Source organism: Oceanicola sp. 22II-s10i (assembly GCF_002210105.1).
Classification (GTDB): domain Bacteria; phylum Pseudomonadota; class Alphaproteobacteria; order Rhodobacterales; family Rhodobacteraceae; genus Pseudooceanicola.
This window is the reverse complement of the sequence record NZ_AQQU01000026.1, coordinates 1-21,242: the sequence shown is the minus strand read 5'-3', so window position 1 is coordinate 21,242 and position 21,242 is coordinate 1. Positions and strand designations below refer to the sequence as shown.

24 protein-coding genes and 1 pseudogene are annotated in these 21,242 nt (G+C 63.1%); 19 read left to right on the top strand and 6 right to left on the bottom strand.

Annotated elements, in window-relative coordinates:
- Positions 1 to 496 (top strand): annotated as a pseudogene (locus tag ATO6_RS25365) (hypothetical protein); the annotation flags it as partial.
- Positions 497 to 603: 107 nt separating this feature from the next.
- A complete protein-coding gene (locus tag ATO6_RS24375) occupies positions 604 to 1,350 on the top strand; it encodes a hypothetical protein (protein WP_088626515.1) in 747 nt (248 codons plus the stop codon).
- 141 nt (positions 1,351 to 1,491) lie between these two features.
- Here the strand turns inward: ATO6_RS24375 and ATO6_RS24370 are convergent, their stop codons facing one another.
- Positions 1,492 to 1,749 carry a helix-turn-helix transcriptional regulator gene (locus ATO6_RS24370; protein WP_017467344.1) on the bottom strand — a complete coding sequence of 86 codons (258 nt, stop codon included), beginning with the start codon at positions 1,747 to 1,749 and terminating at the stop codon, positions 1,492 to 1,494.
- A gap of 156 nt (positions 1,750 to 1,905) precedes the next feature.
- Entirely contained in the window at positions 1,906 to 2,226 is a 321-nt protein-coding gene (locus ATO6_RS24365; protein WP_017467345.1) for a hypothetical protein, read from the bottom strand.
- Between the two features lie 144 nt (positions 2,227 to 2,370).
- On the opposite strand from ATO6_RS24365, the gene ATO6_RS24360 reads away from it, so the two are divergent.
- From ATO6_RS24360 to ATO6_RS24285, 17 genes are all read left to right on the top strand, one after another.
- A complete protein-coding gene (locus tag ATO6_RS24360) occupies positions 2,371 to 2,727 on the top strand; it encodes a hypothetical protein (protein WP_028093938.1) in 357 nt (118 codons plus the stop codon).
- Between the two features lie 43 nt (positions 2,728 to 2,770).
- The gene (locus ATO6_RS24355; RefSeq protein WP_071974361.1) at positions 2,771 to 3,391 is read left to right on the top strand and encodes a lytic transglycosylase domain-containing protein; all 621 of its coding nucleotides are present in this window, start codon (positions 2,771 to 2,773) and stop codon (positions 3,389 to 3,391) included.
- Positions 3,388 to 3,678 (top strand): TrbC/VirB2 family protein, encoded by a 291-nt coding sequence (locus ATO6_RS24350; protein ID WP_071974362.1) that lies wholly within the window; start codon positions 3,388 to 3,390, stop codon positions 3,676 to 3,678. Before ATO6_RS24355 ends, ATO6_RS24350 begins: the two co-directional genes overlap by 4 nt.
- A 12-nt stretch (positions 3,679 to 3,690) precedes the next feature.
- Positions 3,691 to 3,969: a type IV secretion system protein VirB3 gene (locus ATO6_RS24345; protein ID WP_088626514.1), complete on the top strand. Its 279-nt coding sequence runs from the start codon at positions 3,691 to 3,693 to the stop codon at positions 3,967 to 3,969.
- Positions 3,959 to 6,334 carry a type IV secretion system protein B4 gene (locus ATO6_RS24340; RefSeq protein WP_088626513.1) on the top strand — a complete coding sequence of 792 codons (2,376 nt, stop codon included), beginning with the start codon at positions 3,959 to 3,961 and terminating at the stop codon, positions 6,332 to 6,334. The genes ATO6_RS24345 and ATO6_RS24340 overlap by 11 nt, the downstream gene beginning before the upstream one ends.
- Positions 6,331 to 6,498: a hypothetical protein gene (locus ATO6_RS25275; protein ID WP_171043047.1), complete on the top strand. Its 168-nt coding sequence runs from the start codon at positions 6,331 to 6,333 to the stop codon at positions 6,496 to 6,498. The genes ATO6_RS24340 and ATO6_RS25275 overlap by 4 nt, the downstream gene beginning before the upstream one ends.
- Positions 6,488 to 7,642, top strand: a complete 1,155-nt coding sequence (locus tag ATO6_RS24335; protein ID WP_088626512.1) for a lytic transglycosylase domain-containing protein — start codon at positions 6,488 to 6,490, stop codon at positions 7,640 to 7,642. The genes ATO6_RS25275 and ATO6_RS24335 overlap by 11 nt, the downstream gene beginning before the upstream one ends.
- Positions 7,642 to 8,469 carry a type IV secretion system protein gene (locus ATO6_RS24330; RefSeq protein ID WP_223228094.1) on the top strand — a complete coding sequence of 276 codons (828 nt, stop codon included), beginning with the start codon at positions 7,642 to 7,644 and terminating at the stop codon, positions 8,467 to 8,469. The genes ATO6_RS24335 and ATO6_RS24330 overlap by 1 nt, the downstream gene beginning before the upstream one ends.
- A gap of 10 nt (positions 8,470 to 8,479) precedes the next feature.
- A complete protein-coding gene (locus ATO6_RS24325; RefSeq protein WP_088626511.1) occupies positions 8,480 to 9,136 on the top strand; it encodes a virB8 family protein in 657 nt (218 codons plus the stop codon).
- A gap of 123 nt (positions 9,137 to 9,259) precedes the next feature.
- Positions 9,260 to 9,928: a TrbG/VirB9 family P-type conjugative transfer protein gene (locus ATO6_RS24320; RefSeq protein ID WP_036051669.1), complete on the top strand. Its 669-nt coding sequence runs from the start codon at positions 9,260 to 9,262 to the stop codon at positions 9,926 to 9,928.
- On the top strand, positions 9,925 to 11,301 hold the full coding sequence (locus tag ATO6_RS24315; protein WP_088626510.1) for a TrbI/VirB10 family protein: 1,377 nt from the start codon (positions 9,925 to 9,927) through the stop codon (positions 11,299 to 11,301). The genes ATO6_RS24320 and ATO6_RS24315 overlap by 4 nt, the downstream gene beginning before the upstream one ends.
- A 1-nt stretch (position 11,302) precedes the next feature.
- Positions 11,303 to 12,292, top strand: a complete 990-nt coding sequence (locus ATO6_RS24310) for an ATPase, T2SS/T4P/T4SS family (protein WP_088626509.1) — start codon at positions 11,303 to 11,305, stop codon at positions 12,290 to 12,292.
- Entirely contained in the window at positions 12,289 to 12,480 is a 192-nt protein-coding gene (locus ATO6_RS24305; protein ID WP_017468583.1) for a hypothetical protein, read from the top strand. The genes ATO6_RS24310 and ATO6_RS24305 overlap by 4 nt, the downstream gene beginning before the upstream one ends.
- Positions 12,477 to 12,881, top strand: coding sequence for a hypothetical protein (locus ATO6_RS24300; protein WP_088626508.1), 405 nt, complete (start codon positions 12,477 to 12,479; stop codon positions 12,879 to 12,881). The genes ATO6_RS24305 and ATO6_RS24300 overlap by 4 nt, the downstream gene beginning before the upstream one ends.
- 6 nt (positions 12,882 to 12,887) lie before the next feature.
- Entirely contained in the window at positions 12,888 to 13,967 is a 1,080-nt protein-coding gene (locus tag ATO6_RS24295) for a type IV secretion system protein (RefSeq protein ID WP_088626507.1), read from the top strand.
- A 332-nt stretch (positions 13,968 to 14,299) separates the two neighbouring features.
- On the top strand, positions 14,300 to 14,569 hold the full coding sequence (locus ATO6_RS24290; RefSeq protein ID WP_088626506.1) for a hypothetical protein: 270 nt from the start codon (positions 14,300 to 14,302) through the stop codon (positions 14,567 to 14,569).
- Positions 14,562 to 15,125, top strand: coding sequence for a hypothetical protein (locus ATO6_RS24285; RefSeq protein ID WP_017467933.1), 564 nt, complete (start codon positions 14,562 to 14,564; stop codon positions 15,123 to 15,125). The genes ATO6_RS24290 and ATO6_RS24285 overlap by 8 nt, the downstream gene beginning before the upstream one ends.
- A gap of 70 nt (positions 15,126 to 15,195) precedes the next feature.
- Here ATO6_RS24285 and ATO6_RS24280 read toward each other — a convergent pair whose 3' ends face one another.
- The 4 genes from ATO6_RS24280 to ATO6_RS24265 all read right to left on the bottom strand — a co-directional run bounded on the left by ATO6_RS24280 (position 15,196) and on the right by ATO6_RS24265 (position 20,899).
- Positions 15,196 to 17,220 carry a type IV secretory system conjugative DNA transfer family protein gene (locus tag ATO6_RS24280; protein WP_088626505.1) on the bottom strand — a complete coding sequence of 675 codons (2,025 nt, stop codon included), beginning with the start codon at positions 17,218 to 17,220 and terminating at the stop codon, positions 15,196 to 15,198.
- Entirely contained in the window at positions 17,220 to 19,547 is a 2,328-nt protein-coding gene (locus tag ATO6_RS24275; protein WP_088626504.1) for a relaxase/mobilization nuclease domain-containing protein, read from the bottom strand. Before ATO6_RS24275 ends, ATO6_RS24280 begins: the two co-directional genes overlap by 1 nt.
- Positions 19,534 to 20,127, bottom strand: a complete 594-nt coding sequence (locus ATO6_RS24270) for a helix-turn-helix domain-containing protein (protein WP_088626503.1) — start codon at positions 20,125 to 20,127, stop codon at positions 19,534 to 19,536. The genes ATO6_RS24275 and ATO6_RS24270 overlap by 14 nt, the downstream gene beginning before the upstream one ends.
- A gap of 565 nt (positions 20,128 to 20,692) precedes the next feature.
- Positions 20,693 to 20,899 carry a hypothetical protein gene (locus ATO6_RS24265; RefSeq protein WP_027264456.1) on the bottom strand — a complete coding sequence of 69 codons (207 nt, stop codon included), beginning with the start codon at positions 20,897 to 20,899 and terminating at the stop codon, positions 20,693 to 20,695.
- Positions 20,900 to 21,242: the final 343 nt, after the last annotated feature.

Here is a 21,242-nt window from a genome sequence, read left to right as displayed (position 1 = left end):
GGGACATTTCTACTTTGCAGACCGGGTGACATTTCTACTTGGTTGCAACAATGAAATTCCCCTATTTTCAATAGGTTTCGCCCTCTACCACCTCCCTGTGGGCGAACCTCTGGCGGCACCGACGCGGTCGGTGTCGCCCCTTTTTAACGAGCCAGGAATAAGTTCAACCGAGATCAGATCACGGGAACGTCCCAGCCGAATAGGACTGAAGAACCGAAGCAGAAAAGGCGGACACGAACCGGTGAGCATCGAAAAGGAAGAAGCGGTTCCGGTCGCGCGGCTTGTTGACGGTCGCAGTGATCGAACCGTTGGTTGGGTCTATCGCTGGAATACGTCAGAACTGTCCATCCTCTGGCTCGATCCCAAACGTACGGCACACCATATCGATCCCCCGTTAAGCCGGAACACGATTGCGAATGCAAAGACTGTCACCACCGATGAGGTTACTGACCTTTTGGAGGAGCTGTCGCTCAGGGGCTCAGCCGATCTGCTTTAGCATCAAGGCGCTCCAAGACAGTTACAAAAATTCGAATTTGACCGCTCGACGATAGTATATTATCGTAATCCTCAGATTCTGCATCACAGTCAATCGAGCTCTTGGATATGCGCAATTTCCTTCGTAATTTTTTTCTCGCTGTCGTCGCGGGAACGGCCTCGCTGAGCGGAGGTGGAAACAGCGCGTCGGCGCAGACCTACCCGATCGATTGCGCCATCCTGCTCTGCCTCTCCGGCGGCTGGCCGGCATCAGAGCCCTGTTCGCGGGCACGTGCAGAGTTCATACGACGGATCACGCCATGGCCTGTCGAGCCTCCCCTCCAGATCTGGCGTTGCCCCATGGGGGCCTCCTTCGAACCTGTAGACGACCCCGGTCGCACTCGGCGTGTCATTGACATCCTCTTCTCCAACGCTTCTACCCTGCCCCAGAACCTCGCGGAATCTGACCCCGAAAAAGCTGGCGCCCTCTTGCCTGCCGTCGTGCGGTCGAAAGGCGTCGAGCCACTACCTCACCCTGACGGGTTTGCGTTACATCTGATCCAGGACCGAGCCGACATCGACATCAGTGGACCGGAGTTCAACTTCATCCGCTCGATCCGTGTCTTCGATGTTCGGTATGCGCGCCAACACGAATCCCGCGACAGCGATTGCAGCCGTTTCGAAACAGTCCTTCTCGGTTCCTATGGAATCCAGGGCGATTTTTACTGGTCTCGTTCGTCCGTCGCCGCGTTGCCCGAGGCGCATGTCGGCTTGGAACGTTGGGGCGATCATTGTCCCTCCATCTATCACCGCTCGGTCTTCGTCGACTGGCGAGACTACGAGGGCAATTACGGGTTCGAGCAGGTGAACTACTAAGACGTTTTTCTCTCCACCAAACCTGTATTAGAGACAGTGCAGCGCAGCGCCCCATAACAATCCATTGTTATCATTTCTCTTCCGCCCCACCGGGACTCGATCTCGTCATACCATCCGAGAAGACGAGCCCATCACCTCGCCCTAAATACGGTGATCGAGTTCTGTCGCCGCCTCGGCCGCTGCCAGTAGCATAACCGCATCGATCTGCAGAGCACGCGCGAGCACGATCAACTCAACTACGTCGACCCTGCGCTCTCCGCTCTCGAGACGGGCGACGAAGGACTGGTGGCATCTGAGACGCAAAGCGAGCTCGGCCTGCGTTAACCCAGCCGCCTTCCGCGCCGCAATCAAAGCGTCGCGGAGTGCCTCATGTCCCGAACTCCTGATCGTTTTCGCCACGTGTCACAAACCTCTTGTGACAGGGCTAATCTACTTTATAGATTATCTAAAAAGTGGATAATGGGCGTTTAGGTGATGATAGAGACTCCGAATTGCACGCCGCCGATACGGCCGGATGTCACTAGGCGGCGACCCTTTGGAAAGGTCGCGGTCACATCACTCGTCCACCAGCTCCAGGAAGCGACCGTAGTCCTGGCTCACCTCGCGCGCCTCTTCGAACGCACGGGCGCGCTCCTCCTCCAAGCACCGAAAGTAGCTCTGGATGTCCCGGATGTAGAGTTCAAAGTCGCTGCGGATGAGATCTGCATAGTCCCGCGCGGCCTCGGAATCGCTCGGCACGAAGGGCCTGGGCGGCGGCAAACAGGACGCGGCGAAGGCGTGGCCCGGCAGGCACGTGACCAGAAGTATAGCTTGTGCCACGGTCGATGCGCACAACCTGAGGGCGTCCAACCCCCTTATTTTCTTGATCAAATGCATGGGAACCGTCTATTCGTTAGTTGAGCAAGAATCCGCTTGTCGCATCAAAAGTTTATCTTGTGCGTCAATACTATATGATCGTATGACTTGGTTTCAACACCTGAAACCTGGTCATTCGCCCTATTGGAGAACGTGATCCGGGTGATGGACCTAGAAAAAGAAGCCCCGAATGTGGTCACCGAACCCAGATTCCGCGATCTGGTCGCCAGCGGCTATCGCGTCGAAGTTGTCTGCAAAGAGGACGCCTTCAAGAAAGGCCCCAACTGGCATGGGGTCTGGATCATGCGCGCTGTCAGCGACGATGGGATCGAGAAACTTCTGGTCACGGCCCGGACCCGAACCTCGCGCAACGACATCAAGATCCGCGAGATCAAGACCGTCACCGGGGTCATCTCCTTCCTGCAAGGGATCGGTTTCTCGCACGCCGACGTGCCTCTGGAAGAGGGCAAGCGGACGGTTCACAAACTCTCCAGCGAAGAGATGGCTGCCAGCCGGGCTTAGCGCCCTTTTCCTTTCCTACCTGGGCCTCCCGGCATCGGCAGACATGGTCCTGGTGATGGCGGGGGACGGTTCTCTTTCGCCGTCGCGCGCCCAGGAGCGGTTCGCGCGCAACTACAATGACGGGGTTGGCGTTGGCTCGACCTCAGAAGGGTTGCGCATCTTGGGCGAGGAGCGCCGCACTGAGCGACGTGAAGGGGTGCGCGTCGCGGCGATGATCCCTCGCGCGCTCACACCACGCCCGGATATCCTCGCCGCGATCGAGGAGACCGGACTGCGCTATGCGAGCCACCCTGGGCTCCGTGCAGCCGATATCACCGTCACGGACTGGCTCCACCTGTATCGCGCCAATATCGAGATCGAGAGTGCGTACAATCCGCACGCCGTCTCCCATGTCGGGGCGGTCGGGCTCGGGCAGTTGATGCCCGATACAGCCCGCGCTCTTGCCGTCGACCCCCATGATTGGAAACAGAACCTCGACGGCTCCGCGCGTTACCTCGCCCTGATGTTGGCCGAGTTTGGCGACGCGCGCCTCGCGCTCGCCGCCTACAATGCCGGACCCGACGCCGTGCGCGAGCATTCCGGCATTCCACCGTTTCGAGAAACCCAAAACCACGTCCAGCGGGTGCTGGCCGTCTTCAACCGGCTGGAAGGAGCGTCCCCATGAAGCCATTGACGAACCCCCTGATCACCCTTGCCGCTCTCCTCATCGTTGCGGCAGAACCGGCCCTGGCCCAGAGCATCGACCTCTCACCGATTCAGAGCTTATTACAGGGCATCGTGGACGCGCTGACCGGACCGCTTGGCGTCGTCATCGCCACCCTCGCGGTCCTCGGAGTGTTCCTCAGCTGGTTCTTCAACATCATCGATCTGCGCCAAGCCCTCTGGGTGCTGGTGGGAATCGCGGGTGTTGCGGCCGCGCCGACCATCGTTGCCGCCGTCTTCGGGTCGTGAGAGGAGGCGAACGTGGCCGAACGATCGCCGCTCTTTCTGGGCCTCGTACGCCCGCCCAAGCTCCTCGGCCTGCCGATCATGTATGCCATGATCTGGCTCTTCGGGTCGGTGCTGCTCTTCGTGTGGGTGCAGCACCTGGTTGTCCTGGGCATCACGGCGGTTCTCTATCCGGTTCTCTGGAAAGCGGCGGATTGGGACCCGCGGTTCATCGACGTGATGATGACGTCTCTGCAGGAGACCCCACCGACGCGGAACCGGTCCATCCACGGGGGCGACAGCTATGCGCCATAGTGAAGCCCTGGGCGAGACCGTCGATGAACGCACCCTCATGCCGGATTGGTATGCGCGCGAGAAGCGCCTCGCGCATATGCTGCCCTATGTCAGTCTCGTGGACGACCACACGGTCCGCACGCGTGCCAACGAGCTCTTCCAATGCATCCGCCTGAGCGGGGTGAACAGCTACACCACGGACGATACCTATCTCGACAAGGTGACGGCGCTCTTCGCCCGGATCATCGCGCAGCTCGGGCCGGAGTTCAGCTACTACGTGCACAAGGTCTCGAAGTCGATCACCCCGGACCTGCTCCCGGTCCGGGGCGACGGCTTCGCGGCGGCGGTGGATGATGCCTGGCGCGCAAAGCTCGCCTCGGCCGGTCTCCGGGACAAGACCCTCACACTCACCATCATCCACCGCCCGCCGCCCAGAAGCTTCCTCGGCTTCGTGAACCGATCTGCGCCGGAGCGGTTTAGGGAAGAGACTGCGAAACGGATCCGTCGTCTCAAGGAGGCGGTCGGCGTCTTCACCTCCGGCCTCGCCGAACTCAAGCCCCGCATCCTTTCAGCAGCCTCTGGCGAGCTTGTCGGTTTTCTCGGCGCGCTCAACACGGGCCGCGAACTGCCGCTCTATCCCGCAAACCGCTACGGGTTCCTCGCCTATAACGTCGCCAACACCCGGGTCACGTTTCTCGAGGATCATTTCGAGCTATCGGACGGCGTTGTCGGCCACCGCTTCGGCAAGAGCTTCACCATCGGCGAATATGCCGAAGGCACGACCTGCACCATGTTCGACATGCTGAACCTGCCGGTCGACATGATCGTCACCCATTCCTTCACGCCGATCAATTCGAACCTGATGGCAGGCCGGATAAAGCGCCAGAAGCGCCAGATGCAAGCCTCCCAGGATGCCGCGCTTTCACTCCTCGAAGCGCTCGACATCGCCCATGATGATCTCGAAGCCAAGCGCCAGAGCTTCGGCGCGCACCACATGGTCGTGACCGTTTTCTGTGACAGTCTCGACGAGCTGCAGACCCTCGGAGCCGAGATCGTGAACGCCGCCGCCGCCGAGGGCGTGAAGATGATCGGCGAGCGGATGGCGGCCAAGTCGCATTATTTCAGCCAGCATCCGGGCAACCAGCCGAAACGGGTCCGCGCCAGCGCTGTCACCAACCGCAACTTTGCGGATTTCGCGGCACTTCATCGCACGCAGCTCGGCAAGGAGAAACACCAACTGCCCTGGGGCCAGGAGATCACGCTCTTTCCGACGCCGGAACAGAGCGCCTACCGGTTTTCCTATCACGAGCAAGGCTCGCCGGAGAAGGAGCCCACTGGCGGACATACTCTCATTCTCGGCCGACCCGGTTCCGGCAAATCCGTCCTCTCGGCCTTCCTCATGACGCAAGCCCGCCGGGTCGGCGCGCGCATCTTCGTCTTTGATTATCGGCTCGGGATGGAGATGGCCGTCCGCGCCAATGGCGGGCGCTACGCCTCGATCAAGGCGGGACAGGCGACAGGCCTCAACCCGCTCTGGACCGAGATTGATGAGCGCGGCACGGCATGGCTCTCGGATTGGCTCGCCTCGCTTCTTTATCGCTCGGATAAACCCCTGACCCCGGCCCAGACCAACCGCATCCAGGAGGTCGTTCGCCAGAACGCCACTGCCGGTAACCCCGCTCTTCGGAACTGGAAGGATTTCGCCTCGCTCTTTGTCTCGACCGACGACAGTGGCGACCTGCACCAACGCCTTCTCGAATGGACTGAGGACGGCCGCTACGGCTGGATCTTCGGCCAGAGCTTTGAGGACACCTTCTCCCTCGATGGCGATGTCGTGGGGTTTGACCTGACCGGCATTCTCGACAGCGAGAGCGAGAAGGAGCGCATGGCGGTGCTCTCCTATCTTTTCCGCCGCATCGAGCGGGAGATCGAGGACCGTCGCCCCACCATCATCGTGATCGACGAGGCCTGGAAGGCGCTCGACAACCCGTACTTTGCCGAACGGCTCTCGAACTGGCTGGTGACCGCCCGGAAGCAGAACACGGTCGCGGTGATGATGACGCAATATGCGAGCCAGTTAGAGCGCACGCGCACCGGCAAGACCATCGTCGAGGCGGTGCCGACCCAGATCCTGCTCCCCAACATCCGCGCTCATGCCTCGGATTACGCGATGCTGAACCTCTTCGAGAAGGAACTCGACGTGCTCCTGAACACCGGCAGCGACAGCCGTCTCGCCCTCATCCGCGACGACAGCGGCTCCGTGGTGGTCGATGCCGACCTCTCCGCCCTCGGCCCCCTCCTCACCATCCTCGGCGGCATGGAGAAGGGCGAGGCTCTCGTCGGCCCCGGCTACCGCGACAGACCTGATTTCTGGAGGCTCTCATGATCCGACCCCTCATCCTCCTCGCCGCGCTCGGCGTTCTCTCGTCCTGCGCCGAATATCGCGAACCCCAGGCCAACTGCTTCGCCTTCCGCGCCTCGCTCGACCGCGCCGAGCCGGATTGCATCTTCACACCCATCGGAAACCCGGAGGACAGCGTTGAGGTCTAGGGTCGCACATATCCTCCTGGCGGCTCTCCTGCCGGCGGCCGCGCTCGCCCAGGGCGTTCCCACCAACGATTCCGGGCTGACGGCCCGCGATATCGTCGAGACGGGCGACCGGGACGCCGACCTCGCCGTCCAGCGTGAGAAACTCATCGTCGAAGAGTTGCTGACCGAGATCGAACGGGAACAGCTCGCCACGCTGCGCGCCATCCTCGACGCGCAGACGAGCTTCGGTGGCCAGGGGCTGCCGGGCATGGTCGCAGACCTCGAGGGTGGCGGCAGCGATCCGGACCGGTCCGCGGAGGCGGTCTATGGCTCCGGCGATGTCGATCCCAATCCGGGCGGCGCGGGTATGTTCGGGGATGCGGCCGAAAACATCGAGCAGCTGATCATCCGGGTCGCCCAGGAGACCCACGGGCAACCCGGGGTCGGGCGGGCCGGTCTTTCCGTCGTGCAATGGCGCGCCCTCCTGCAGGCGCTCATCTGGCAGGAAAGCCGGTTTTCCATCGGCGCACGCTCGCCTGTGGGCGCCTTCGGCCTCACCCAGATCATGCCGGGCACCGCGAGCGATCTCGGTATCAACCCGGAATACTATGAAAGCCCCTACCTGCAGGTGACAGGCGGCGCGCGCTACCTCGCGGCGCAGCTCGCCACCTTTGACGGCAACATCGTCAACGCGCTCGCGGCCTATAACGCCGGTCCGGGCCGGGTGTTCGAATATGGCGGCGTACCGCCCTTCAAGGAGACCCGGCACTACGTCAGGGTCATCCCCGAACGCTACAATCTCTACCTCGCGCGGATCGGTGGCATCGAGGCGCTCGGCACGATCGACCCTGCGCTTCTCGCCAATGCCCATCTCTCGCTCAGCGGATTCGGGGCCGCCTTTTACGGCAGCAATTCCCCCACCGCCATCCGGCAAGCCGCCTTGCGCGTCCAGGACATCGTCACCCGGATCGGCGGCACCGAGGACCTCCAGGAGAGCATGGCGCTCAATACCTATGCCCGCGCCGAACTAGTCCGGCTGATGGCCGCACGCATTCGCCTGAAAGCCGCACGGACCCGGCCGCTCAGTGCCGCGCAACTGGCCCAGGCCGCGGCCCGCATGGTCGAGAACGAATTCATGGAGTTCACATTGGAGGATCTGGATTGATGCCCCGCAGAATGTTCATTTCAGCACCACTTCGCACGTTGACCCTGGCCAGCGTCTTGGCGCTTTGCTCGCCTTTCGTGACCAATCCCCCCGTCCTGGCCCAGGGCGTGCCGGTCGTGGACACCCAGAACATCGCCCAAAACATCCAGCAGCTCCGGCAGATGATCGAGGACGAGATCCTGCAAAACGAGCAACTCGTGCAGCTCCGCGAACAGCTTGCCACGCTTACGGAGCAGCTCGCCGAGCTACAACGAACGTATGAGGCGCTGACCCGTCTGGCAGAGCTGCCCGAGATCATCCGGACACAGATGGAGGACGAATTGAACGGTCTCCTGGACCAGGAGTTCGGCGATATCATCGCCACCATTGAGGCGATCAAGACGGGGGATTTCTCCGGGCTCACCGGATCCGGTGCCAGCGAGATCGAAACCCAGATGGACCGGGTGCTGGCCGATCTCGGCTTCGACGAGGACACGCTCTCGGAAATGGCGCGCAGCGGCAATCCCGGGGCCGAGCGCGTGGCGACACAGGCCACGACCGGCGCGCTGGTCTCGGCCGCCGCCCAGAACAGCTACGAGGATGCCGGGCAATCGCTCGAACGTGTCGACCGGCTCGTCGGGCTTATCGATGACATGGATGAGCTCAAGGAGAGCGTCGATCTCAACACGCGGGTGACGGCAGAGCTCGCCATCGCGCTCGTCGCCATGTGGCAGCTCGAAGCGATCCAGACCGTAGGAGATGGCACCGGCGGCGTGATCGATGCCGCCACCATCGCCGAAGAACAACGCTTCATGGAGTTCACACTCCCGGAACTGAATGCGGATTGAGGACTGATTGTTGGACGAAGAAACCGCCATCATCGAGGAGGAACTGGTCTACGGCGCGCTGAGACGGGAACGGCTCTGGCAGCGCCTGGGACTTTTCGGCCTCGGCTTTGGCATCCTGGGCTGCCTCAGCGCGGCCGCCGTGTCCATCCTCGATGTCGATCCGCCCCCTGTAGTGGTACCTTACGATCCCGCCACCGGCTTCGCCCTCCCCGAAGCCACCGTCGGGGCCACCACCGTCACCGAGAACCGCGCCATTATCGAGGCGGAGGTCTTCCGCTACGTGACCGACCGCGAGGTTTACAACCAGCTCGACAATGACGTGCGTATCCGCAGCGTGTTGCGCCGTTCGGACCGTGCCGCAGGGGCCTCACTGCGCCAGATCTGGAATTCGGCCAATGCCGACTATCCCCCGACCGTCTATGGACCCAACGCCCGCCTCGACGTGGAGATTCTCAGCATCAACCTGATCGGCAACAACCGGGCCACGGTGCGACTTCGCAAGCGCCTGACCTCGATCCAGGGGGTTCAGGCGGGCCTCTTCACCGCGACGCTCCTCTTCGAGTTCCGCCCCGAGGAGAGCCGCTCCATCGACCAGGTTTGGACCAACCCGTTTGGCTTCACCGTCGTCGAATATGCGATCCGCTCGGACAGATTGGAGAACCAGTAAGTGCGTTTCACCAAAAAGAATTCAGAGAACGCCTTGCCAACGTCCCACATACGTCAGAAGCGGCAGGGCAATAACAATGCGAAACACACCGCACACGCCCGGGCGTTCGTCGCGGCCTTTTTGATGGTCTCGCTGTTTACGCCCCACGCGTCAGCCGAGGCGATCCCGCGCGGGGGACCCAACGACCACCGCGTGCGGGTCGCGTCCTACCAGGAAGGCCAGGTCTACAGGCTGAACGTTTCCCTGACCCATGTCACGACCATCGAGTTCGGGACAGGCGAGAGCATCCGCTCAATCATCGCCGGCGACACGGAAGGATTTGAGATCGACGGCGTCCCAGGTGGTCGCGCCTTTGCGATCAAACCTGTCGCCCGCGGCGTCCATACCAACGTGACCGTCTACACCAACAGACGGAGTTACTATTTCAACGTGAACGAGGTCTCGAGCCCAACCTTCTATGTCGTGCAATTCCGCTACCCGCAAGACAATCGCCGCTCGGCCGACGCCATCGCACGCGCCGCGCCAAACACCAATTACGGGGCCAGCGCACGGACGGAGTTCACGCCGACCCGGGTCTGGGACGACGGCACCTTCACCTATTTCGCCTTCCCACGGAACGCACCCGTCCCGGCGATCTTCCGTTACACGAACGGGCGCGAGCGCACGGTGAACACAGGCGCGGTCGAAGACGGTGTGATCCGTGTCTCGGGCGTGGGGCGCCAATGGGTGCTGCGTCTGGGCGAGGACGTGGTGTGTATCGAGGCGACGCCGCCCGCGGAGGCCGCCTCATGAGTGACAACAACCCGGATCTCGAACAGCGTCTTGCTGCGCTCGAACGGGGCAACCCGCGCCACGGACCCGCCCCGAAACACCGCTCACCGCTCCTCGCCCTCCTCCTCGCAGGGCTCATCCTGGCGGGCGGCTTGGTCCTCTTGCTGTTTTCGGGCCCGGGGGAAGAGGTCGCCCTGCCGACGGCCACCCCGGACGAGTTCCAAACCGAGGGTGACGGGTTCGGAGAGATCGAACCCTTCGTGCCGCCGCCCGCCCCGGAACCCGAGATCGTTCTCGTCGAACCAGAACCCAACGCCGAACTTTTGGCGCAGATCGCCGCACTCCAGGCCCAGATCGAGGAACTGCGCGACGCGCCGGACGCCGGGGCGGACAGCGCGGCAGCGGAGGCGATCGATGCCCTGACCGCACGGATCGCAGCCCTACAGGACGCCTCCGAGAATGCTCAGGAACAATTCCAGACCGAACTCGCCGCACGAGATCGGGAGCTGCAACAGCTGCGTATGGACCTGGACCTCGCGCGGCTGGAGGCCAACAAGCCGGCACCCGCCCCGCTCGGACCCACCGACGAAGAGTTGCGCGCCCGCGAAGATGAGCGGATGCGACGTGAGGAAGAGGCGCGGCGGCTGGCCGAGCTGCAACGCCGGGCCGAGGAGGAGCGTGCCTTCCAGGAACGGCGGATTTCCTCCCCCGTTATCGCCTTCGGCGGAACGGGCGGCGCCAATGCGGGCGAGACAGAACTCACCGAACGCACCTTCGGCGAGGTGACAGACTTCGTGCTGAACGGCGCGTTGCCGAGCGCCATCACACAAGCCGAAGTCATCGCAAATCCCTCGAACACGGTCATTCAGGGCACGATGATCCAGGCCGTGATGGAGACCGCACTCGACAGCTCGCTCCCCGGACAGACCCGTGCCATCATCTCCGAAGACGTCTTCAGCTATGACGGCTCACGGCTCCTGATCCCGCGCGGCTCGCGCCTTATTGGACGCTACCGCTCCGGCATCGAGATAGCCCAGAAGCGCGTCACCATCGCCTGGGACCGGATTGTCCTGCCAAACAACCAGACCGTCCAGATAAGCTCCTTCGGGGGAGACGAGTTGGGCCGTTCGGGTGTCACTGGCTTCGTCGATACCCGCTTTGACGAGCGGTTCGGCTCAGCCGCGCTGATTTCGATCATTTCGGCCGCCCCAAGTGTGGCCGCCGCCCAGGTCGAGGATGAGACCACCGCGGACGTACTTGAAGATGTGGGCGATGACTTGGCCGATGCCACCGACAGCGTGATCGGTGAATATCTCTCCATTGGCCCGGTCATCTATGTCGATCAGGGTGCCCGCGTCACCGTCATGGTCGACCGGGATCTGGAGATTTTCTGAGATGACGCTCTCCTACCTCCAGACCTCGCTCGATAAGCTGAAGGACGCCGCCCGCGATGACGTCATCGAGATATGCATCAACCCGGATGGCTCTTGCTGGGGTGAGTTCCAGGGGGACCACTTCATGCGAGCACTGGATCAGCGACTGTCGGTTACGGAGGTGCGCGATCTTGGCAACCAGATCGCCTCCTCAGCCAACACGACAATGAGCAAAGACAAGCCCATCGTCTCGGTCTCGATCACCTATCGTGATCGCCCGATCCGTGCCCAGGTCGTGACCCCACCTGCTGTGCTCGCGGGCATGTCGATCTCGCTCCGCTTTTTCTCGAGCCTGCCGCTCGATAAGATCGAACTCCGCTTCCTTTATGGCGAGGAACGCAAGCTCGACGAACTGCGCCAGGAGAAAAACCGCGCGCTGCGCGAGGTCGTCACCTCCGGTGACATCTACGCCGCCATCCGCTTCTGCGTCGAGAACAAGCTCAACATGATCGTCTCCGGCGGCACCTCGACCGGTAAGACCGTCGCGGCTCGGAAAATCCTCTCCTATGTTCCCGACGAGGAACGGATCGTCACTATCGAGGAAGCCGCAGAGTTGCTCCCGGCCCAGCCGAACGCGGTGACCCTGATCGCCAACCGGGACGCTGAGTTCCAATCCGCCGATGTGCTTCTGACCGCAACGCTGCGCATGAGGCCCGACCGGATCATCCTCGGTGAGGTCCGCGGCAAGGAGGCGATGACCTTCCTAGAGGCGATCAACACCGGCCATGGCGGTTCGATGACAACCCTCCATGCCGAAACTCCGCAGCTCGCCGTCCAGCGTCTCGCCATCGCGGCGCTCAAGACCGAGATCCCGATGACCTACCAGGACATGGTCCAATACATCGAAAGCTCGATCGACGTGATCATCCAGGCGGGCCGCGAGGACGGCCAACGCGGCATCACCGAATTCTATCTCCCCGGGACCGAATTACAGGAAAGGTGCAAGGCATGAAGCGGTTTGAGTACGACATCCTCTTCTGCAAGGTGAAGAAGCAGAAGGACTATGAAGACATGCGGCGCGCCCTGAACGAACGGGGCGCCGAAGGCTGGGAGGTGATCTCCGCCGAGGCGGGCGATTATGGCTATACCGCGTTCCTCAAGCGTGAGGTCGCGGACCGGCCGACGGAGACGGCGACATGACACGTGCTCTCGCTCTCGCCTGTTCTTTCCTTCTTATGTCGGGCACCATCGCGTCTGCCGAGCGCAACCTGGTCCCGACGCTCGACAATCAACCCGATGTCTGCCCCGATCAGCCGCCCGAGCCGGATTGGATGCGAGACACCGAGGCTCGCGACGCCTACAAGCGGCTCCTGGTCCAGCAAATCTACCGGTTTCAGAGCATGGGACGCATCGTCGACGCGCAAAGCTGCACCTGCGCCACCCGGTATCCGTCCTGGGAGGCCGCCGAAGCCGTCTATTTTGATCGCTATTCCGCGGCTGACTATTGGAGCGTGGTCGAGGCGACGTCAGACTATCGCCGACGGGCGAACGATCTCCGAAAGCAGGCCATGCCGATCTGCGAAGCGGCCGGCAACTGGTAGCGGGTCATGAGCGTCGTCGCGTATTTCGTGGAAACGGCCGAAGGCTATCTGGACTCGGCGGCGGAAACCCAGTTCGGGGCCGTGGCCGCCACGGTCGGAACGATGCTGGTCCTCGGAACGACGCTCGTGGTCATCCTCGTCTGTCTCAACATGATCTACCAATACCGGTCCATGGACGGCCGGACCGCCTTCTGGCTCGCCGTGAAGATCGGCCTGATTGGTATATTTTCGACCAACTGGGTCCAGTTCAACGCACTCGCATCCGCCATACTGAACGGGATAGACAGCATCGCCGGATCGCTGGTCGCGTCGGTCGGCGGCGGGACGCCAGGTCCGTCTGGGACTTTCGCCGAGGAATTCGATCAGCTCATCGCGGCGCTCGGGGATTACCTGAACGCAGCTGGCTCCGAGCTGAACTGGATGGCTGGCGCGCTTCTCGACACGCTCGGCGTTCTCCTGCTCTCGATCCTCGGAGGGCTGGCAGCCTTCATTGTCGTCGCCTCCAGGCTCATGATCACGCTTTTGATCGGGATAGCTCCAGTGATGATCTTCCTGACCCTCTTCGAGGTGACCAAGGATTATTTCGCGCGCTGGCTCTCGGCGCTGATCTCCTTCGCGATCTACCCCATCGTCATCGCCGGCGTTTTCGCGACGATCACCGGGGTTTCGCGCGCATTGCTCGCCGAACTTGGTGATCCGGAGGGGGCTTCGAACATTGGCGCCCTCCTGCCCTTCTTCATGATGGTCCTCATGGCCAAGGGGTTCATCATCGCCACGCCCTTCATCGTCCGGTCGGTCTCCGGAAACATCATGATGCCGGCGCTTTCGGCGGGCTTTGGCGGAAGCTTCGCCTTCGCCCGAGGCTTGGCAGGAAGTCAGCAAGTCTATAACCGATACGCCATCGGAGGCGCGACAGGCGCCGAATATGCCGCGCTTCGGGCTAGGCAGTTTCTCGGCGTACAGGCGCTCCCGACCCGCCCTAATGCCGCGGGTGGTGCGCCGGCTGCACCTTCAGGCGACTCATCTGGCACCGGTGCACACATGCTTGCGCAACTGGCACGGCTAAGCAGGCTGGGTCGACGGTAGCGCAAACCGGACGAAGCAATTCTACCGGGAACAGGCTGTCCGCGGGCAAAATCTTTGCTGCCTGCTGGGATCATGACAAACAGCATGAATGGTTTTGCGTTGGTGGCATCGTGCTGCGTCTGGGGACGCCACACTGCTATAGGATCAGGCGCTAAGGCATCAGCGCCGGTGTTGCTGTCTGGGACGTCCGTCCTGTATCCCCTTCTCAGATCAAAGCGCGTGATTGCAAGCTTCCTATGAGAAATTGCCGGTAGCGGGCAGCAAATTGCAGCGATGTTTTAGTCGAAGCATTAACTTGTCACTTGACAATTTAAGAGGGTGGAGTATCTAAGGTGCCAAGGAAGAAGCACACATCAAAGGAAATCGAGGCCGTCATCCAGGAGCTCGAAGAGCTGGGATGGAACCTTATTGAGGGCAAGGGGCACGCGTGGGGGGTCCTCCGATGCCCGGCCAACGATAAGGATTGCCGCTGTGGCGAGTTTTGTCAGATGTCTGTCTGGTCGACCCCGAAGAATCCACAGCAGTTCGCGAAAAAGATCCGACAGAAGGCCCTGGCCTGCGTGAAGCTTCAGAAGAACGACGAAGGTAATGCCAATGGCTGAAGAATTCGAATTCGAACTGGTCTTTGCACTCCCCGACGGAGAGCACGATGCGTTTTCGCTCTCTGACGCGATCTTCGAGGCGGGTTTTGAAGATGCGCTCGTGGGCACCGGTCACGCCGGTCTTCTGGGTGTAGAACTGGAACTTGAAGGGGATGAGGCCGAGAGCGCGATCCTTGAAGCGGCGCGGGCTCTGATCAAGGCGCTGCCGCAAGGCACAGTCCTGCGCGAGGTCCGTCCCGACCTGGTGTCTCTCGCGGATGTCGCCGAGAAGCTCGAGATAAAGCGACAGGCGCTCCAGCAGCGCAAGATGCCCCTCCCCGTTGCGGGTGGCCTCTACCGCATCGATGAAATGATCGAGGTTCTGATGGAGGCCGCAAACCCGGCAAAGGGGCAGCGTCGTCCGCGCTTTAACCTGGCTTCCGCCGCGAAGTGGTTTCGTGCGGGCCCCGCGGCCCGCAGGGTGAACGCCCAGTTGACGATGCGTGAGATCGACCCTGCGACGATTGAGCGAGCCCCTCGACCAGAGCGCGACGACCCTGGCTTTCTTCACCCGTGACAATGGTCGGCTCAAGGCCGTGGCCACAAGACACCATCGCGACATTCTTTCGTGTCGCCCGCATGGCGGCTCAGCCAAGCCCGAATTTCTCGCCCGTCTCGCTGACGTTTGCTTCCGAACCGGACATCTCCGCCTCCAACCGCTCGAGATCACTCACGGCGTCCTGAACTCGAGCGACGTCGTTTTCGGACGCAGCCTCCACCTCCAGATCTGCCTGCCGCCCGAACTCCATCTCCATCTGCCGCTGATCATCCGCAAGAACAGCGGCGCGGCCGCGCCGAGGCGCTTGAGCCGGACCGGACTCAAGGGGTGCAATCCCTCCGCCTTCTGTTAGCCCCATCCTGGCCTCGAAATCACGTTCCGTGAGACCTGACCCCCGCGGCGCCGTGGGCATCGCCCTGACGCTCAGGGGCAATTCCCCCATCGGAGGGACCGGCCCCGTCGGGAAGGGTAGCTCCCCCTCCTGGGCGGCATGGATGCCCTTGAAGAATGGGTCCTCGAAATACACCACGCGCTTGGCCCGGACCGGCATCTGGGCGTCCACGACGACGACGATCTCGTCGAGCGGCAGGCGCCGCGCCTCATCCTCGGGCAGGAGCGACACCTCCTCCGTCCGCTCCGATTGGCTGCGGCCCTCGAACGGGTTCTTCCCGACCGCGCGGGACCGCGTGACGACGGTTTTCGTGGTCTTGCCGACCGCCTTGCTCAGCTCCTCGACGGTCTTCTCGTCGGAGGGCGTCAGGTAGAGCTTGATCCCGGCGTTGCCCTGCAAGGCGCGCCGCGTGTTCTCGCCGTAGATATCGTCGATGGCCGGGATGGTCTGGGTCACCACCGCGAGATGCCCGCGATAGGCGCGCAGCACCTCGATGCTCTCGGCCACGATCGGCATCTTTCCGAGCCGGTTGAACTCGTCGAGCATGATCATAACCGGCCAGGGCTCGTCCGGACCCGGTTCCTTGTCCTGAAGCGCCGACAGCAGGTCCGAGAAGAAGAGCCGGATCAGAGGTGCGAGGGGTTTCACCATGAGGGGCTGGACGACGAGGTAGACGCTGAAGGGTTTCTTGCGGATCGTCCGGAAGTCGAAGTCCGAGGTCGCCGTCGCATCGTCGATCGCCGGGTTCTGCCATTGATCGAGGCCCGAGGTCATCAGGAGCGAGACATAGGATGTCAGCGTATCGTTGTTGGTGGACGCCAGCCGTGTGAAGATCAGCCGCGCCGCGGCGTTTTGGACCTCATGGGCGCGCGCGAGATATTCCTTCTGCTTCTGCCCGCCCGAGGCGGCGATGCGGTATATCTCGCCGAGCGTCGGCCTGCGGCGTTGGAACGCGAGTAGCCCGGCCGCGACGAAGAGATCGATCCCCCCTTTGAGAAGCCCCTGAACACGGTCGTTGTCGTTCTGCAGGAAGAGTGTGGCCAGGAGCTGCAACTCCATCTGCTGGCGGGCCGGGTCTTTGAGCTCATAGATGCGCAGAAGTGGGTTGTAGCGATGCGTCCGCCTGTCCTCCCAATCCGTGGGCGCGAAGCGGAACACTTCGTCACCCTGCGCCGCCCGGTGGCGGGCCGAGGCCTCGAAGCATTCTCCCTTTACGTCGAGCACCACCGCTGAGCCCTGCCAGGTCAGGAGGTTCGGAATGACGAAGCCGGTGGTCTTGCCGCGCCCGGTCGGCGCTACGATCAACGCATGGGGAAAGGTCTTGGAACACAGGAACGGCGCACGCGAGCTTGGCTTTCCAAGCTTGCCGATCACAAAGCCCGTGCCCGGCGCGCCGAAGAAGCCGTTCCGCTTCATCTCGCGGCGGGTCTGCCAATGGGTATAGCCGAACCGGGTGAGCGCCGAGCCCGACATCGCAAGGCTCATCATGAGGCCCGCCACCCCGGCCCCGCCCATGATCAGGTTGATCAGGCGGAAGTCGTCGGGACGGGCGGCCCCGATGGCGCGGTAGTTCTGCACGATATAGAAGAAGTCGATCTCGGCCCGGAAACCCAGGTCCCGGAAACTGATCACGGCCGAGGCGATGACATAGCCGATCGCGATAGCGACCAGTGTGACCAGCGCGACGCCGAGGGCGAGGCGGCCCTTCCCTACCCCTCCCATCAGTGCGTCTCCCCGCGCTCGGTCTCGCCATCGACAAGATCGGCGCGGTGGAGCTCGAACTCGCGGTCGGCGATCTCCTCGACCACGGCGCGGGTCGCCTCGCTGTTGGCGGTGGCCGCGTCCGACTGCAGGTAGGTCTTCGCGGCGTAGAGCCGATCGAGACGGTCTTCGATCTGGGTCTTCAGCACGTCGACATCCCCGTCCCGCAGCCGGTCGATCTGCGCCGCGTCGAGCTCGCGCTCGACGGCGTCGCGGTAGGTCAGTCGCTGACCGTCGTCCTGGAACGGCGACTGCAGATTGCCGGCCCGTTCATGGTCGACGACCCGCCGGATGTCCGGATCGGCGATCGGTGCCCCCTCGACAGCGTCCCCCTCGCGCGCGTCCGAAAGCCGCCCGTCGCGCAGGTCGAGCGCCACCTCCCGCAACTCGTTGTCGCGGCGGACCTGGTTGAGGGCCTCGGTGTCGCGCAGATCGGTGACGGAAGCATAGGTCGCGCCAAGCCCGCGGGCGATATGCGACGGCATATCGGGATAGCGCGCGCGGAACTCGTCCGTGACGGCATCCGCAACGGGGGTCCGCGCGTCGCGACCTTCCATGATCCGGTCGACTTCGCGGGTGATCTCGCGGGCCCGGGCCTCGTCGGTGATGCGCTCCCGGTAGGGCTCGGACCGGTCGATCACGTCGCCCGGGCGCGCGAGCAGTTCGGGATGCGCATCGAGGTAGCTGCGTTGCTCTTCTTCGATACGCCGCTCCGCGCGGGAGACGATCTCCCACTCCCGCGCCTCGATCTGGTCTTCGGTCAGACCTTCCGAACGCATGTCCTGGCGGATGGCGCGCTCCATGTCCTCAGTGGCGTCCCGATGATAATGGACCCTCTCCGTCACGGTGCGATCTTCCACGACACCGTCCTCACGCAAGACCCCTGCCCGCTCCAGCGCGACGCCGAGCTGGACATGGGCCCGGTTGAGGGTCTCGCGCGCCGTCTCCAGATCCGCGCGGCGCTCGAGGTTGAGACCGTCCCTCTCGGCCACCCGCGCCAGATCGTCAGCGATCCATTGCCGCTCGAGCGCGGCGTTCTGCGCGCCGGTTTCCATCCGGGCGACCACCACGGACGAACTGATCCCGGTCCCGCGCAGCGCGGTGTCGACCTGCGCCCGCACCTCGGGGTCTCGCAACCGGTCGAGCCGGGCCGCATCGATATTGGTCTCGGAATAGACCCCGCCCTCCGAGGGCTTTTCGGTCAATGTCACGGATCTGAGCCCTAGCGGCTGCATATGCGCGAGCCGCGACTGGATCTCGTTGAGGCTGCGCTCGAGCCGCGGCCGTTCGGCCTCCGGCTTCGCATCGATCATGCCCTGGACGCGCGCGACCTGATCGGCATAACGGGTCCTCAGATCCTCGAACGATTGCTCCTCTGCCATGTAGACGCCTCCTTCCAAAGTCAGCTTGCCGCCCTTGGCCAGAAGCTCTCCCGAGCGGAACAGGGCATCGGCGATGTCCTCGCGGTTGTCCGCAGAGGCCTCAGCGGCAAGCGAGTGATAGATGATCCGGGTGTTTGCGATCTCTTCGAGGGCGCGATCAAGATCGGCCCCGACCCGTGGCCGTGGCTCCGCGGCCCGCCCCTCAACCTTGGCCGCATAGACCTCGCGGGTGCGCGGCGGGTAGTGCACGACACCCCGATCGAGCCGCCGCGTGGCCTCCAGACGCACGCCGAACCGCTCGGCCTCTTCCACCATGGCGAGGCGGAAATCGTCGTAGTTGAACCGGTGATCGCGACCCAGGAAGAAGAACTCACCCTCCTGCGACCGGCGATTCAAAACTATATGTGCGTGGGGGTGATCGCGATCCTCATGCACCGCGATGATGTAGTCGAAATGTCCCTCTTCGGACTGAAAGAACCGCTCGGCGACATTGGCGGTGATGTCGCGCACGTCCTCGCCCCGGGTGCCGATCGGATAGGACATCAGCATATGCGTCGTCTGTCCGAGCTTGGGCTTGAACCCCGCACTCCAGCGCTTGGCGAACCGCTCCGTCAGGTCCTTGATCTCCGATCCCTCAAGCCTCGTCTTCCCGTCCAGGAACCCGCTGCTGTCCACGATATGCGAGGACTTGGTGGTGAGGTAATCAAGCTGGTTCATGAGCTGGGATTTGGTATGCGTGCCCCCGCCCCGGATCGCCTTGAAGACCGCCGCACGATGCCCCGCAGCGGCGCGCACGAGCTGCCTCTGCCGGGACGCCTGCAGCCCTTGCATCGAGCCCCGTATCCGGCTCCAGCCATCCCGGAAGATCTCTCCGGTGACGTCATGGACGGCATCATTCAGCCGCATGGGCAAACTCCTTCAGAGCGGCAGTGGCGGAGAGCCGCATCCCATCCCGACGACGGCGCAAAAGCAGGTCGATCTCGTCAGCGGAATCGAGGATGAACCGCGCCAGCGCACGCATCTGCACGAGGCGCAGTTCGGACAACTCTGCGTTCGGCGCGGAGCCTTCCCCCCGCCCCTCCCGGCTGGCTTTCATCATCTGCTTGGCGACCTGCACGACGCCGTTGCCGACCTCGTGCAAGGAGGCCCGGTAGCGCGCCATCTCAGCCGCCAGATTCGCGTCCGGAACGAACGTTCCCCCCGCCGCCTGGATCAGCCGCCGGACCCCCTCCGTGCGGGTCTCGATCCCCGCCGCGGACAGCACCTCATCCAGCGCAGCAAGCTCTTCTGGTGTCAGCTTCACCGTCACCGCGGCCGTCGCCACGGCCGCATCCTTCTGGCGTTCTTCGTCCGCCTTCAACGTGTACTGGATGGCCCGCGGCGTGACCCCGAACCGCTCCGCGAGCGCGGAAGTCCCCACACCTGCTGCGGCCTCACGGATAATCTCCGCCCGCTCCGTCTGTGTCAGTCTCTTGGTCCGGCTCATACGAAGAAAGCCCCCCTATTTCCTGCCACCTTCATTCAAGGTCGCCTTCATCATGCGAAACTATATTTAACGGTCAATACAATATTATTGCAGATTGCCCCCAGGCGACCTTGAATTCCGCTTCGAGCCGAGCACCGCAGGTGCGAGGCCCGGCCCGAAGGGCCCAGAAAACCCGACCATCTCCAACCGCACCTCGGCCGCCCGTTGTCATGCCCGCGCCCGAGGGTCTGGCCGAACACGGACCCGTGTTCGGACGGAAGCGAGGGGCGGCGCATCCCTCCACCGACGGGGCTGACGGACAGGGTCAAGGGCGGCCAGATTTGGCTCGGCCCAAATCTCTGCCGGAAAAACCGGCGGGCGTAGCCCGACTGTTATTCCGGATGGCCCCCTTGAGGCTGGCCGGCAGACCTGTTCCAGGCGATCTCTGATATCCCCCGTCAGGACCGCTTGCGGTCCTGACGCCTTCCCGGGGACGCCGGCCGAAGGCAGGGGTTCCCGGGTACAGCGCAGCCTTCCCTGAAACAGGGAAAGGGCCGCCCCTAGGGCGGCCCATCTTTGAGGCGGACTATTCCTGCGGTTCCTTCGCGCTCGGCGGGAACATCACCAGCTCCTGGACCGCGACGGGGAAGTCGAGTTTGAGGCTGAAGAACTCCGAGCCGTCCCCGTTGCGAGTGTTGCGGAACATCGCGCCGACGCGCTGGAAGCGGGTGCGCTCCTGACCTTCGTTGTCGGTGAACTTGACGGGAACGGTGGCGACGTAGTGGTTGGTCATTTGGGTCTCTCCTTTTTGCGATGGGGATCACCCGGCACGGGGGGCAAGGGAGGTCCGCAAACACAAATGCGGAGGGTCCGCGCGCCCCGCGCGTGGAAACCGTATTTGTGTTTGCCGGAGCGTGAGCGGAGGGCACGGACCGCCCGACCCCGTGCGATCCACATCTATGAGCAAAGAGGGGAGACCCAAATGTGCACCCCGCTCCTCAGCCGCCATCGGTCCTGTCGAGTTATGTTAGACGTGACCAGGTCCGCCCCCGCTTCCAACGCGTCGGCGCGATGGTTCGCGTGCGCCCGATCGGCACGACCGCGATCGTCTGCCTCAAGCTCGGCTTCCCCGTCGC